The organism is Shewanella sp. 10N.7, from assembly GCF_020806285.1.
Classification (GTDB): Bacteria; Pseudomonadota; Gammaproteobacteria; order Enterobacterales; family Shewanellaceae; genus Shewanella; species Shewanella electrodiphila.
In genome coordinates, this window is record NZ_JAJGZS010000021.1 from 50,733 (window position 1) to 65,796 (window position 15,064).

The following is a 15,064-nucleotide window of genomic DNA, read 5'->3' on the forward strand; positions in this document are numbered from 1 at the left end:
CGCAATTGCGTTTCATTAGCATTTACTTATACCAACTTATGGTTAGATATGTAACCACTTAAAGTGTGAAAATGTATAAAATATAGGCTTTTATTTCGATTGGATTGTTAAGGCGTGCAGCTAGATGCACTGTTGAGCGGTATAAACAGAATGGTCGTTATTTAAGCTGATTGAGTGCTTTGAGCGTTAACGCTTCAGTGTAGGGATTAATTTTAACATGATTAGGACTCCAGCCTTTTACAAAACGTTGAAAGTCAGCCCAAGCGATGGAGTATAGAGGTCGCCAAGTCTGGACCAATGTGGTGGTACATATTTGGGGCTGATGCACTAAAGTACTGCTGACCAATGCGTTAAAATAATCATCCAGTAACCCAGAGATCTTTGCCTCACTTTCTGAAAATGTCAGTACACTACTGAGTAGCAGCGCCACATCCTTCATGCCACAACCCTTGCCTACATATTGAAAGTCCACTGCAGCCACTTGTTGGTGATTTGGGCTAAAACAGAAGTTAGCCAGCTTAGCATCGCCATGAACTAAGGTTTGAAAAGGGCTTTGTTTTAGTAGGGTATCGATTTGCCTGGCTGCGGCTTTTAAGTTCGGGTCGGCTAATGCTGCTAATTCATCAGGTCGAGTATCTAAATGCCAATAGGTCCCTTGCTGCCAGAGCTTTTCATGTAAGTGGTTAGTTACTTTTTTATCTTCTTCAGTTGAATCTAGGTGCTGAACATCAGGATTTTGAAATAGAAATTGGCCATGAAAACTTCCGAGCCATTTAAGGCAAGCCTTGATGGCGGTATCATCAGCTCGAGTGAGGACGTTGTTAAAACCAACAGTGGCTAAGTCCTCAAGAATCAATAAGCAGTCATCGCCATCTTGTTCTAGATATAAACATTTAGGCACCCGATTATCTTGGCTACATCGGTTGGCGTAATCTTGATACCAATGAAACTCTACCTGGTATGACTTTATCTTGCGCTGGTGAGAAAGGGCTGTATTCCATCCTTTAGGGTGCGATTGTGCTGTGGTGCTATCTTGTGGGTCCATCATAGGTAGCTTGATGTGTTTAACAATCACGCTGTCATAGGTTGAACCACACAAGTGAGCTCTGAACAATTCGCCGTAACCACTCCAAAGCGATTGAATCAGCTCTATTTGAGTAATTGTTGTCGCACCAGTTTGTTGTTTTATGGTGTTGAGCACACTTGAGTTAACGCTTGAATTAAAGTCAGTTTCAATATTCATTCGATGAAAATAATCTCTCTATAATCGGTATTGATGTGGCATTGAAACGGTATTGAAACAGTATTGGCGTAGAAATTAGCTAAACACTACTCAATACACTATTCAATACACACAATTCAATAAATGCGATTCAATAAACACTATTCAATAAATACTGAGCAAATTGTATGTTTAACCACAGAATAAGTGAAATACTTCTCAAGACTTAGAGGGTATGCATTGAATTTTGAAGAAAATAGCGTAATTTTAAGGTATTGAAACCGACTGGAGTTTGGATATGAAGCCAGGCAAAAATGATAGCAAGTTACTGAAACTCGCCATGGAAATTGGTGAGGGATATGCGAAAAAAAGAGGTTTTAAAGATTTTGGTGTAGGCATTTCGCCAAAGGACAAAGTGGAATGTATTTATCGTTTATTGGTACAAGATGGCTTGATACAAGCACTTGCCGAAGACAAAGATGATGGCCCTAATAGAAAGCATAAATTGGTGTTATGGATTTCAAAACAGCTTCCTCCAGAGCATCCATTAATGAACTAAATGGTGGGCTGTCGTACTAAAAAGCCAAGCGTCTGCTTGGCTTTTTGAGCTTTATTTGGGGTTATCTTTCCATCAAGGCTGCTTCACCATCAAGATTTAGCGACCATCTCGTTATCCACTTCTAATTCTTCAGGAGATTTCAGCACATCTTTAGGCTTAGTCACGCTACCGACTGGCGGATAAGCCACACTATCTTTAAATCCTTCGCGGGTGTCTTCACTGTAATTTGGAAAGGGTAGCTCTTCTTCTTCAATAAGCTGGCGAATGGTTTGCTCTGCCTTTTGCTGCGCGTCGAGATCAGCAGGCACCGCATTATTGAGCACCACATTTTGCCCTACTGGCGCAATATGGATATCCAGTGTTTTCATAATGTTCAATAAGTGAAAATTCAAATCTTCGGCAATACCAAAATATTCATTGATGTCACCAGTATCAATGTAAGCATTGACGTTGACCACAAAAGCGTCACGTTCAATCGCTAAAAAACGTGCTCGCTGGGCGATTTCTAATACTCTTGGATGCGATAAGAGTAATTTACGCAACTCCATCAGCAGCATTTGTAACTGCTCTTTGGAAGTATCGAGGCTAATTCGCAAATCATGCTTATAACGGCGGCGATCGATCACTGAAAAGTTTTCTAATTCTTGGGATGAAAATACTGAGTTAGGGATATGCACTACGGTGCGGTCAAGCTTACGAATGCGGGTTGAGCGTAAGCCGATTTCTTCAACCACGCCTAAGGTTGTGCCAAAGCGGCAAAAATCACCGGGTTTAATCGGCCTTGCTGCATAGAGGGTTAATGCGCCAAAGACGTTCTCTAATGGTTTTTGTGCGGCTAATGCAATGGCTAAACTGCCAACACCTAAACCTGTTAGGATTGTCGCCATATTGTAGCCTGAACTTTCAAACCACATCAGCGCGATAATAACTACTATGACCATTTTAAGAATGGCTACCATAGGTCTTAATAAAGCCACACTGTAACTTTTATCTTGATCATGAAGTTGCTTAGACTTGTAAGCAGAATAAAGCTCAACTAAACCCAAAATCAAAATGGTATTGGCAAGGTAGAGTAACGTGCTGTTATCAAACCAAACTCTTGCACGCACAGATAATCCAAGTGCCAAAGCGACATATTGCAGTAATGATAAGTATAAGAACCAACGCAGACTGCGGCCACAAAATCGGCTTAATCCTGCAATACGAGGCTCGAAGTGTTTGGCTAGACTTTTGGCCGCGATACTAATTAGCCCAGTGCCTATCCAACCAAAAAATATGCTTAAACTGAATATGAGTAATTGCCAGTTTTCCATGTGAAAGGCTTTAAATTCAGGTAAGAAATTTGCGAGGGTTTCTATTTGAGGACTGTAACCGTATTCGTCCCAGAGTTCAGGGATTTTGGCGACGGTAGCGTTAGATATTTTCCAAACTTTACCGCCTTTTCCATCTGGGACATGCTGCATATAAACAGGAATTGGGCCGGTATTGGTTTCAAGTACGCCCAGTAAATCTCGGTAACTTGGGAGCTTATCGTTTAAGTGTCCTGTTGCTTGATCGCTGATTTGCGACAAGTCGATGATATTTTGCTTGTTCCATAAAATGGATAGCTTTCGCAGTAATTCAGGGCCGTCTTCTGGATTAATGCCGTTAGGTAAATAACGTAAGTCGACAAATTCAGCCGCTGTTTCCCAATCATCTTGCTCAACCGCTTGGCTTATGGCGATTAATGTTGATAGTGGCGTTTCACCATCTCGGGCAAGTATCAACCCGCCTTGTGCTTCGGCAATGGCTTCACTGCGTTTTTCTGCCTCTGCGACTTTTTTGAGATTAATGTCATCAGCGGCAACAGCGTTAAAGGGGGCACAGTGGAGTGAAATGAGTAAAACAACAGAGAGAAGCCAGCGCCAATTGTGCATCATAATTTATCCCTAAAATAAGACCTGAAACACTTTCAAATATATGTGTTTTATCATCAGACTGCTAGCTCGAATTATCATAATTTTCACAAAGTTAATTAAAGATGGTTACATTTTGCGGTTGATACTTTGCCACTAAAGGTAAAGCCACGCCTCCAGATAACTATTAATGCCTACAAGAAGCTGAGCGTAGTGGTGTTTGTCGCAGGTTAAGTGGGTTATCTATTTCAGGTTGTAGTTCCTGATACCGTTCTTGCCGATGAATAGCGGCTTATTGAAAATAATAGACTTTTAATAATAGCTAAGTTGAATTTGATTAATGTTGAATCTTGCCTAGACTGAATCTATATAGCCTGAAACCACTAACACCCTGAAAAAAAAGAGCATCATTGTTTTAGCCAATACCAAACGCGACAAATTAAGTACGTTATCAGTTGAATGGAATCAAACTTAGACTCACAGAAAACATGGAGTTAATGAAGCATGAAAGCACAACAAATATTTTTACTTCTGGCGGCTGTAGGGCTCCTTCCTATCGCATTATCTTATGGTTTTTCTCCAGCTAATTCACTTTCATTTTTATTCGATATCAACGCAGAACCCATTAATGTGACTCATATTTTTCGCGCTGTAATGGGGCTTTATTTAGCCTTGGTGCTCTTTTGGGTGGCAGGTGCTTTAAAGGCATCCATCAGGCTTGCAGCTTTATACAGTTTGGTCGTGTTTATGCTTGGTTTAGCAGCAGGTCGCAGTTTGAGCTTATTCATTGATGGTATGCCACATTGGTTGTTGGTTGTGTATCTGCTGTTGGAAATTGGCTTTGGGGTAGTGGGCATTCAAATGATCAGAAAAACAGTATTAGAAGACGTTTAAGTTCTATCGTAAGTCTAGTGAGCTATTTGCTTATAAATCATAGCTTTTAATGTGTTAATTAATAATCAAATTGATGTTTAAACTAAAAGGTGACTGTATGAAAAGTATTGTTTCATGGGGAGTATTAACGCTATTCACTTTGGTCAGTAGCAGTGTATTTGCGGCAACGGATAAGCCAAACATATTTGTTATTTTTACTGATGATATTGGTATCTCAAACTTAAGTGCCTATCACAATGGCGTGATGAGTAGTGATACACCTAATATCGACAGTATTGCTGAAAAAGGCATTTTAATGACTGACTATTATGCTCAGCCTTCATGTACAGCAGGGCGATCTGCTTTTATGACAGGGCAACTTCCGGTGAGAACGGGAATGCATACAGTGGGCTTACCAGGCGGACCAGTAGGACTGAATAAAAATACTCCTACACTGCCAGAGATATTAAAATCAATGGGCTACATGACAGGCCAGTTTGGTAAAAACCATTTAGGTGATCGCGATGAGTTTTTACCTACAATGCATGGCTTTGATGAGTATTGGGGCTGGTTGTATCACTTGAATGCAATGGAATACACCGAAGACCCTGATTGGCCTACCGATCCAGCATTTCAATCATTTGCTCCTCGTAATGTAATCCATGCTAAATCAACAGGTAAAGGTAAGCAGTCTATTAAAGATGATGGACCGTTATCGATTGAACGTATGCGAACACTTGATGATGAAGTAAACAAACACACCATCGATTTTATTGAAAGAGCAGTCAAAGCCGATAAGCCTTTTTTTACTTGGTATTGCCCATCTCGAGGTCATGTTTGGACTCATTTATCGCCTAAGTACGAAAAAATGCTTGGCCAAAATGGCTGGGGGTTACAAGAAGTTGTCATGAAAGATTTAGATGACCATGTGGGTGAAATGCTAGCCAAAATGGAAGAGCTGGGCATTGCTGATAACACCATCATTGTATTCACGGCTGATAATGGCCCTGAAATAATGACTTGGCCAGATGGCGGTATGACACCATTTCATGGTGAGAAGGGCACCACTTGGGAAGGCGGAGTAAGAGCGCCAATGTTAATTAGTTGGCCTGACAAAATTAAAGCGGGCCAAGTTAAAAATGGCATGTTTGATGGTATGGACTTTTTACCTACCTTGGTTGCAGCAGCTGGTGGTCCTAATGATCTGAAGCAGAAAATGTTGACGGGTTATAAAGGCTTTAAAGCCCATTTAGATGGTTACAACCAGCTGGGTATGCTGACTAAAGATGAGCCTTCGCAGCGTAAAGAGATTTTTTATTACGAACGTGATCGCTTACAGGCTGTAAGAGTTGGTGATTGGAAGGCGCATTTTGTGGTACAGAATAATGGATGGTCAGGAGCCAAAGAAGAGTTGAATGCGCCGCTATTATTTAACCTTCGACGTGATCCTTATGAACGTGCCGCTGAAGAATCTGGCATGTACCTCAAATGGATGGGACAAAAAATGTGGGCATTTGGCCCAGCGCAAGCTGCTGTACAAAAGCATTTAGAGACGTTTAAAAAGTGGCCGCCAATGACAGCTGATATTGGTTCAGTTAATAGTGGTGGCGTTGGGAATTAAAGGCTTTTACTCTCTTTCAATGTCTGCTTTAAAGGGCCTATATAGCCATTTCGGTTGGGTTATATAGGTCTACATGTTAACAAGGAAGGTTTTATGAAGCTTAGAAAGTGGCTAATTGTTTGCAGTACTTTGTTGTCTACAGCGATAGGGTTTACGTCAATAAGCGTGTTTGCTGATGACGGTTTCTCGACAACAGAAGCATCATGGAAGCACAGCGTAGAGATTTACGGGTTAGCGCTGAATATACGTGGCGACACCACTGTCAACGATCAGAATCTTGAGGTCGATGTTGATCCGCAATTTATTATGGATACCCTTGAAATGACTGCTATGGTGCATTTTGAAGGAATTCATCAGAATCAGTGGGGCTATTACATTGATTATAGCTTCATGAAGCTCAATGGTGAAACCAATAACATAATAGATAACACTAACAATTTGGTGCTAAAAGGCGATATTGATATTCGCCAAGGCGTATTAGAAGCTAAGGGCTTTAAACGCTATGAATATGGCGATAGCACACTGGATTATACATTTGGACTGCGTTGGTGGGATAACGACATTGATATGCAGTTATACCGCAAAGACAATAATGCCATTTTCAGTGAGATTAACTTAGAAGATGACTGGGTTGATTATGTAATTGGTATTCGATGGATGAATCCAATTAATGAGGATTGGCTTTTTTATGTTAGCGCAGATGCAGGTTTAGGTACTGATACTGACTTCACTTCGTCGATTATGACGGGCGTTAGATACCAGATAAACACTTGGTCTGATTTAAATATGGGCTATAAATCCACCTGGGTTGATTACGATAATGAAGATAATTTTGCTTACGATACCGCTTCACAAGGTTTTCTCATTGGTTGGGCTGCGTACTTTTAGCGAGACTAAATAGCAGTCATGCTTAATCACGTATCCATAAGAGCTCGACTTAACCATGTCTGAGCTCTTTTTGTTTTTAACATTACTCAGTTGGTAATGGATTACCTTTTAGAGAAAGCGCATAGCGTAAAAGAGTAAAATTATCCTCTTGGTACTCTCGGATAAAGCTCATGCCCAATTTTTCAATGATATTCACTGAGCCAAGATTAAGGTTAACAACTTCGCCGTAAATAATATCTAAATCCATATGCTTCTTAGCATACTCAATACAGGCAAGGTTAGCTTCTGTGGCATAGCCCTTACCCCAAAAATCTGGGTGTAAGCGATAGCCGATATCGACAGCATTTATCCTGGAGTCATTTTTGAAACCGCAAAAACCAATCACTTGGTTAGTGGCTTTTAGCTCCACAGCCCAACGAGCAAAACCATATTTCTGATATTCTGCTAACCAGATGTCCTGAATAATGTTTTTCGCATCTTCGATGTTATTACACATGCCTGCATCACCAGTGTAGCGATTCACTTCTTCTGTATTAAAGTGTAAAACTGCTTTTGCATCATTAATGTTAAACTCACGAATAATCAGGCGCTCTGTTTCGATGATTATTGTCACTTTTATTTCCTTGGTTCTTGGATTGTTGCATCTGCTCCAGATGCACCTGCTTCAGATGCATTTGTGATGTCATAGTAAGCTTGATAAGCAAAGCGGCCGATGGCAATAACAATCAAAATAATAATGATCCGACTCATGGTACCTGAAGCCGTGGTGGCTTTTTGCATTTTGATTGGACCTTTTTTCTTGATTGATTTTTGGCCCTGATGTGATTGATTCGTCTGTTGCTTGTCTTTGTTAGATTGAGTGCGAACAGCAACGCCTTCAATTTGTGCCTGAACAGCTTTTATTTTTCCATCAGCAAGTTGCTCTATTACATATTCAATTCTGTCGCCAACATGTGGCTTTCTTGCCATATGCTTTAGGGTTGAAATATGAATAAAAACGTCTCTGTCACCTTCGTCTGGTTCAATAAATCCAAACCCTTTATTACTATTCCAGCGAACCAACCGACCAGTTTCCATTTTCACCAATGTTTTCCTTTTTGAGTGAGTGCATGTTTTAGCACACATTATAAAATTGCCAGCCACAATTGCCAGCCACTATGCTAGGTTAATAACACACCTTAATAAATATAATTACTCAAGTGCTTACTCTTTGACGGCATATTGTTTTTTAAGCAATACCTTGACCACAAAAAGAACAACACGCCCCAGTAAACAAGGAAGATATCATGAAATTATCAGCAGGTTTTGCTGTAATACCGAAAGCGTTATCCATTTCACTTGCCGTGGCGACTATGATTGGTTCGAGCTCGCTTGTTAGTGTCTCAGCTCAAGCTGAAAACTTTGATGCATCGGTAATGAAATCTATGCCGAAACTTGAGCAGCTTTATACTCATTTGCACCAATATCCCGAGTTGTCTTATCAAGAAAAAAATACCAGCGCTCGGATGGCAAAAGAGTTAAGCCAACTTGGCTTTGATGTGACTGATAACTTTGGTGGTTACGGTGTCGTTGGCATTTATAAAAATGGCACGGGCCCAGTGCTGATGATAAGAGCTGATATAGATGGTTTACCGATTATTGAGCAAACGGGTAAATCCTATGCTTCAAAAGTGACAACACTAGATGAGCACAACAATACCGTTGGCATTATGCATGGCTGTGGTCATGATATTCATATGACCAGTTTTATTGGTACCGCTGAGCAGTTGATGAAGCATAAAGCAGATTGGAAAGGCACCTTGATGATGGTGGCACAACCTGCAGAAGAAGTCGGCGGTGGTGCGAAAGCCATGTTAAAGCAAGGTTTGTTTAGTCAATTCCCAACCCCTGACAATGTCATTGGCTTACATGTCAGTGCAGGTATTCCAGCGGGTAAAGTGGGTGTGGTAAGTGGCTACGCTTTAGCAAATGTTGATTCGGTGGATATTACTATTAAGGGCAAGAGTGGCCATGGTGCTTACCCACATTTAACCATCGACCCCGTGGTGTTGGCAGCAAGAACGGTGTTAGCACTGCAAACGATTCCGAGTCGCGAGGTATCTCCGCTTGAGCCTAATGTTGTCACTGTGGGCTCCATTCATGGCGGCTCAAAGCACAATATTATTTCCAATCAAGTAAAGCTGCAGTTAACGTTACGTTCTTATAATCCTGAAGTGCGTGAACAACAAATTGCAGCCATTAAACGTATCACTAAAGGCATTGCGATAAGTGCAGGTTTACCTGACGAGTTAATGCCAGAGGTTTATGTGCATGACGATGAAACCATTCCCTCAACTTATAATGAGCCGCAGCTTGCAGCTAAAGTGCAAGCCAGTATCGAAACTGAGTTAGGTAAACAAAATGTAGTGATTGCACCGCCTGTGATGGCGGGTGAAGACTTTGGCCTATATGGCCGTACAGATCAAAATGTGCCAATTACGTTATTTTGGCTAGGAGCTGTTGAACCTGGGGCTTATCAGGCAAGTCTTGATTCTGGTGAGGGCTTGCCGTCATTACACTCAAGCTTGTTTGCCCCAGATTATCCATTAACGATTAAAACGGGTGTGAGAGCGATGACTCGCACAGCAATGGATTTGTTTAACCAAAAACAATAGTTGTTGCTGAGCCAAGCATGCCTTGGCTAGACAAATAACGTTATAATATTGGCTATAAGCAGGATTAACCTTTTCTGCGATTACTTTGGATATAGATAAAAAATATGATTACCTTTAGCACTAATGTTGGCGATATTTGCATTGAGCTCGATATGGAAAAAGCACCAGTCAGTTCAAAGAACTTTTTGCAGTATTGCGAAGAGGGCTTTTATGAGCACACGATTTTCCACCGTGTTATTAAAGGTTTTATGATCCAAGGTGGTGGCTTTACTGCCAAAATGAAAGAAAAACCGACACGGGATCCGATTGTTAATGAAGCCAACCGTGGCTTAAGTAATGTACTGGGTACAATCGCTATGGCGAGAACTGATGCGCCGCATTCGGCCACTGGGCAGTTTTTTATTAACGTCGGTGACAATACCTTTTTAGATCATACCGCGACCACCAACAATGGTTGGGGTTATGCAGTATTTGGTAAAGTGGTTGCTGGCATTGAAGTCGTTAAAGAAATTGAAAAAGTTAAAACGGCAACGATAGCGGGTCATGATGATGTGCCGAAAGAGGCTATCGTGATTGAAAAGGTTACCATTAGCTAAGAGGCTACACTTGAGTTTGTAGGGAGTTAATTTGAGTCTATCTGAAGCTGATATATTGCAACTGACCCAAGCTAAGCAATTGCTTGAAAACCCAGGGCTTGCTGCAAAAATCACAGACTTTATCGGTACGCCAATTGAGAAAGGTTTTTCATTACTGCCTAAAAGTGTCAGTGGCGGAATTGGCAAAGTGACTCAAATGGCGCTGACTAAAGCATCTGATGCCGCGCTATTTACTATGAAAGAAGCGCCAGGTGAGCAGTCTTCTGATCGCTGGCATAAACTGGGTGTTGCTGTCAGTGGCGGAGTGGGCGGATTTTTTGGCTTATCTGCTTTAGCCATTGAGCTACCTATTTCTACTACTATCATGTTGCGGTCTATCGCAGATGTTGCTCGTAGCGAAGGCGAGCAACTTAATGATATTGAAACTAAAATGGCGTGTTTAGAAGTGTTTGCCTTAGGCGGGGAGTCAACTGATGACGATCAAGCCGAGAAAGGATACTTTGCTGTGCGCACAGTATTAGCAAACTCGATTGCCGAAACCGCTGAATATATTGCGGCTAAAGGCTTCAGTAAAGAAGCTGGCCCTATGATGGTTAAATTTGTCACCGTTATCGCTGAGCGTTTTGGCGTACAAGTCACTCAAAAGATGGCAGCTCAAGCTGTGCCCGCGATTGGCGCTGCGGGTGGCGCGATCATTAACACCTTATTTATCGATCACTTTCAAGACATGGCAAGAGGGCATTTCATTGTCAGGCGCTTGGAGCGAAAGTATGGTGGAGAGTCAGTGAGATTAGCCTACGATAGCTTGCTAATGACTGAGTAAATCAACAATGCTAGTCAATGAGATACGCTTGTATTGTGATGCTAATCTACCCCTCGATATCCTTCATACTTAAATCGTAACAATTATATCGTGTGAACTTTCATCAATCTTCGCTATCTTAATAATTAAGCAAACAATAATATTAATCGCTAATTGTTAAGGATAGGCTTTCAGGATGAATGTTTTTAATCGAGTGAGTTTGAATCAATTACTGCAATGCTGCACGGGTTTACTGTTAGTTGTGAGTGGCAGTGTCGTTAGTAACACCGCATTTTCTGATGAAATACCCTTTAAACCGCAATTTACGACTTTTCATATTGATGCCGATTTTGAACTGACTCAAGCTGTTGTCAGCGCCAATATATTGGAAAATCCAGGTAATGAATTAATTGCCTTAGGGGTTGATGATAACCACGACCGCTGGTTGGCTATTTATGGTTTTCAGCAAAATGAATTGGTGATGCTTGATAAAGTGTTATTGACCAAAGACATTTATAGTTTTGACGTCAATGAGCTTGAACAGAATACGTCTAAGTTATTATCAACTGAAACTTCAGATCAAGATGCTGAAAAAATGCAACAATTGTACTTTGTTACCGCAGACTCTTTGCTGCGCTTTGAAGAGTATCCAGCAACAGCAAACAATACTCTGCAACAAGACGAATTGAACTTGACTGATATAGACGATCCTTTATCTACCTCTGCTTCAAAAGTCCCCTCTAGTGCACTGATTAAAGTGGCTGATATAAACTCTATTGCGGTGACAAGCCGTGCTGATTTTATTTCCCGTGGGGAGTTTGTTAAAGATATCAATAACGACGATATCGCCGATATCATGATGAGTGACTTTAGAGATACTCAAGTGCTATTAGGCGCTGCTGATGGGACATTTATTCAGCAATCATTACCTTTATTACCTGTGGTTGAACTGAAAAATAATGGTGCTGAGTATAGCCATTCCAAGCTATATCACAGTGATATGAACTTTGATGGTCGTGACGATATTATTAAGGTAGGTGAAGGGTCGTTAGAAGTTTACTATCAACAAAATGATGGCCAGTTTTCAGCTATCGCTGAGTTCATATCCGTTAGTCAGCCAATCAGTGGTGTTGATTGGTGGAATAAGCGTGATGCTTATGGTAAGAATTTAGATCAAAGTGATTTGCTATACCGAAAAGTAGAGCGCATTGGCGATGTTAACGGTGATGGTGTAACGGACTTAGTTGTACGCTATACCAAAAGTTCAGGGGTATTTGATCGCAGCAATGACTATGAAATTTACCTTGGCGTAAAAGGCGATGACAGTATTTCTTTCCCTCGTGAGGCAGATACGATTATTAAGGCTGAAGGTACCCTGACTGGATTACGCTTTGATGATATTGATAACGACAATATTGATGAAGTGATTGTGGCTGGGTTTGATATCAGCATTTCTCAAATTATCAGTGCGCTACTTTCAGGCAGTATTGATCAAGACGTGCATGTTTTTAAAATGAACGAGTCGAGTCGTTTCGGCGCCAAAGCCAATGTGATTAAAGAAGTAGAGTTAAATTTCAGTTTAACTTCAGGTCAAAGTGGTGAACCCGTAGTGGCGTTAGCTGACATTAATGGTGACGGTTTTAAAGAGTTACTGCTTTCTGATGATAACGATGCACTGGATATTTATTATGGTCAGGCTGGCAATAATCCGTTTATTAAAAGGGCTGAAGAGTGGCAAATGACTATACCGGTCGAAGGCTCAATGTTATCTGCGGTCGATATTAACCTTGATGGCAAAGAAGATTTATTATTAAGGTTTGGTAAGCAAGATCCTGAGAACTTACAGCGTAGATTTAGTGTGTTGTTAGCAAACTAATCGTAGTGCTAAAGATCAACACGCCTTAGTAAGCACTCTTTAATTCACTTAACTAGTCATAGTAGCCAGTTTCCTTAACCATTAAGGATACTGGCTTTTTTGTTGCTGAATCATAGTTGTTCACTATAGTTTTTCACTATAGTTTTTCACTTTAGTTGTTCACTATAGTTTTTAACATGGTTTCCATCATATATTGGCTTAATAACTCAACGAATTAGCTTTCAACTCATGATAAGAGTTAGCTTTATATTAGCGAGTGCTGAAACTGATCTAGATCATAAAACCACTTAAATTATGTAAAAAGTAGTTTAGCTTTTTGGCGATGAGCGTAAACTGATCTTAAACATGTAAGTAATATGCATGATTAAGTTTATCATCAGGAGAAAGGCAATGTTTTGTATTCAGTGTGAGCAAACAGTAAGAACACCAGCAGGAAACGGTTGTAGTTATTCACAAGGCATGTGTGGCAAGCTAGCGTCGACTTCAGACCTACAAGATCTACTTATCTATATGCTGCAAGGCGTCTCTGCATATGCAGTTAAAGCGCGTGAGTTCAACATTATTAATGCTGAAATTGACACCTTTGTTCCTAAGGCATTCTTTGCCACACTGACTAACGTTAACTTCGATGACGAACGTTTAATGGATTATGCCTATCAGGCGCAAGATTACCGTAACGAATTAAAAGCGGCTTACGAGCAAGCGTGTGCTGAAAAAGGCGTAGAGCCTGAAGTTGTTATTGCACAAGGTTCATTAAACCTTGCTGCTTCAAAACCTGAGATGCTAGAGCAAGCACCATTAGCCTTACCTAATCGTGGTGATGTGCATGAAGATATTCTAGGCCTACGTTTACTTTGTTTATACGGCCTTAAAGGCGCTGCTGCATACATGGAGCATGCACGCGTTTTAGAGCAAACAGATGCTGATGTTGCCGGTGAGTTCCACCAAATCATGTCTTTCCTTGGTGAAGATTCAGTTGATGGTGACAAGCTATTTGGCACAGCAATGGAGATTGGCCAATTAAACTATCGCGTGATGGCGATGTTAGATGAAGGTGAAACCAGTGCATTTGGTCACCCAGAGCCGACTGAAGTCAATACTAAGTCAGTTAAAGGTAAAGCGATTTTAGTGTCAGGCCATGACATGAAAGATCTTGAGCTTATCTTGCAACAAACTGAAGGCAAGGGCATTAACGTGTTTACTCACGGCGAAATGCTACCAGCCTTAGCGTATCCAGAATTTAAAAAATACCCTCACTTAGTGGGTAACTACGGCAGTGCGTGGCAGAACCAGCAACGTGAATTTGGTACTTTCCCTGGTGCAGTTGTGATGACGTCTAACTGTATTATTGATCCAAATGTGGGTGAATACTCAGACCGTATCTTCACTCGCAGCATTGTTGGCTGGCCTGGTGTGACACACGTTGAAGGCGAAAATTTCAGTGAAGTGATTGAGAGAGCCCTTGAACTTGAAGGTTTCACTTACGATGAAATCCCGCACAAAATCACCATTGGTTTTGCACGTAATGCGTTAATGGAAGCTGCGCCTACTGTGGTTGAGAATGTGAAGAATGGTTCTATTAAACACTTCTTCTTAATTGGCGGTTGTGATGGCGATAAGTCTGAACGTAGCTACTTTACTGACTTAGCTAAATCAGTACCAGATGACACCATTATCTTGACCTTAGGTTGTGGTAAATACAAATTCAACAAACTTGAATTTGGTGACATTAATGGCATTCCACGTTTGTTAGATGTGGGTCAGTGTAATGATGCTTACTCAGCTATTCAGTTAGCATTAGCACTGAAAGATATCTTTGAGTGTGACATCAACGAACTACCATTAAGCCTTGTTTTATCTTGGTTTGAGCAAAAAGCGATTGTGGTGCTATTAACCTTATTGTCGCTTGGTGTTAAAAACATCCGCACAGGTCCGACTCCGCCAGCTTTCTTAACTGAAAACTTGGCAAAAGTGTTAGAAGACCAATTCGGTTTACGTAACACCACTGATGTTGAATCTGATCTTAAAGCGATGATCAAAGCGGCTTAATACGCTGTTAATGGTGATATAAGTACTCG

Annotated in this window: 13 protein-coding genes; 9 read left to right on the forward strand and 4 right to left on the reverse strand. The window is 41.0% G+C overall.

The genetic code is table 11. The features are described 5' to 3' along the window. Positions 1-157: 157 nt before the first annotated feature. Complete coding sequence (locus tag LMH66_RS14040) at positions 158-1,243, reverse strand: ecdysteroid 22-kinase family protein (RefSeq protein WP_229370744.1); 1,086 nt, start codon at positions 1,241-1,243, stop codon at positions 158-160. 277 nt (positions 1,244-1,520) lie between these two features. Between LMH66_RS14040 and LMH66_RS14045 the strand changes: the two genes are divergently transcribed. Then, the gene (locus LMH66_RS14045) at positions 1,521-1,781 is read left to right on the forward strand and encodes a DUF5062 family protein (protein WP_102527766.1); all 261 of its coding nucleotides are present in this window, start codon (positions 1,521-1,523) and stop codon (positions 1,779-1,781) included. An 89-nt stretch (positions 1,782-1,870) separates the two neighbouring features. On the opposite strand, the gene LMH66_RS14050 is transcribed toward LMH66_RS14045, so the two are convergent. Next, on the reverse strand, positions 1,871-3,700 hold the full coding sequence (locus LMH66_RS14050; RefSeq protein ID WP_229370745.1) for a mechanosensitive ion channel family protein: 1,830 nt from the start codon (positions 3,698-3,700) through the stop codon (positions 1,871-1,873). A 480-nt stretch (positions 3,701-4,180) separates the two neighbouring features. On the opposite strand from LMH66_RS14050, the gene LMH66_RS14055 reads away from it, so the two are divergent. From LMH66_RS14055 to LMH66_RS14065, 3 genes are all read left to right on the forward strand, one after another. Then, the gene (locus tag LMH66_RS14055) at positions 4,181-4,570 is read left to right on the forward strand and encodes a DUF4345 domain-containing protein (RefSeq protein ID WP_102527768.1); all 390 of its coding nucleotides are present in this window, start codon (positions 4,181-4,183) and stop codon (positions 4,568-4,570) included. 97 nt (positions 4,571-4,667) lie between these two features. Further along, the gene (locus tag LMH66_RS14060) at positions 4,668-6,170 is read left to right on the forward strand and encodes an arylsulfatase (protein ID WP_102527769.1); all 1,503 of its coding nucleotides are present in this window, start codon (positions 4,668-4,670) and stop codon (positions 6,168-6,170) included. Between the two features lie 93 nt (positions 6,171-6,263). Further along, entirely contained in the window at positions 6,264-7,058 is a 795-nt protein-coding gene (locus tag LMH66_RS14065; protein WP_102527770.1) for a hypothetical protein, read from the forward strand. A gap of 82 nt (positions 7,059-7,140) precedes the next feature. On the opposite strand, the gene LMH66_RS14070 is transcribed toward LMH66_RS14065, so the two are convergent. Together LMH66_RS14070 and LMH66_RS14075 are read right to left on the reverse strand one after the other, a co-directional pair. Then, positions 7,141-7,671: a GNAT family N-acetyltransferase gene (locus LMH66_RS14070; protein WP_229370746.1), complete on the reverse strand. Its 531-nt coding sequence runs from the start codon at positions 7,669-7,671 to the stop codon at positions 7,141-7,143. Positions 7,672-7,673: 2 nt separating this feature from the next. Further along, complete coding sequence (locus LMH66_RS14075) at positions 7,674-8,135, reverse strand: cold shock domain-containing protein (protein WP_229370777.1); 462 nt, start codon at positions 8,133-8,135, stop codon at positions 7,674-7,676. Positions 8,136-8,410: 275 nt separating this feature from the next. On the opposite strand from LMH66_RS14075, the gene LMH66_RS14080 reads away from it, so the two are divergent. From LMH66_RS14080 to hcp, 5 genes are all read left to right on the forward strand, one after another. After that, on the forward strand, positions 8,411-9,712 hold the full coding sequence (locus LMH66_RS14080; protein ID WP_102527786.1) for a M20 metallopeptidase family protein: 1,302 nt from the start codon (positions 8,411-8,413) through the stop codon (positions 9,710-9,712). Between the two features lie 104 nt (positions 9,713-9,816). After that, positions 9,817-10,308, forward strand: a complete 492-nt coding sequence (locus LMH66_RS14085) for a peptidylprolyl isomerase (protein WP_153912574.1) — start codon at positions 9,817-9,819, stop codon at positions 10,306-10,308. Positions 10,309-10,339: 31 nt separating this feature from the next. Beyond that, a complete protein-coding gene (locus LMH66_RS14090; RefSeq protein ID WP_102527774.1) occupies positions 10,340-11,131 on the forward strand; it encodes an EcsC family protein in 792 nt (263 codons plus the stop codon). A gap of 175 nt (positions 11,132-11,306) precedes the next feature. Continuing rightward, complete coding sequence (locus LMH66_RS14095) at positions 11,307-12,986, forward strand: FG-GAP repeat domain-containing protein (RefSeq protein ID WP_229370748.1); 1,680 nt, start codon at positions 11,307-11,309, stop codon at positions 12,984-12,986. A 390-nt stretch (positions 12,987-13,376) separates the two neighbouring features. Further along, on the forward strand, positions 13,377-15,035 hold the full coding sequence (hcp, locus tag LMH66_RS14100) for a hydroxylamine reductase (RefSeq protein ID WP_229370750.1): 1,659 nt from the start codon (positions 13,377-13,379) through the stop codon (positions 15,033-15,035). Positions 15,036-15,064: the final 29 nt, after the last annotated feature.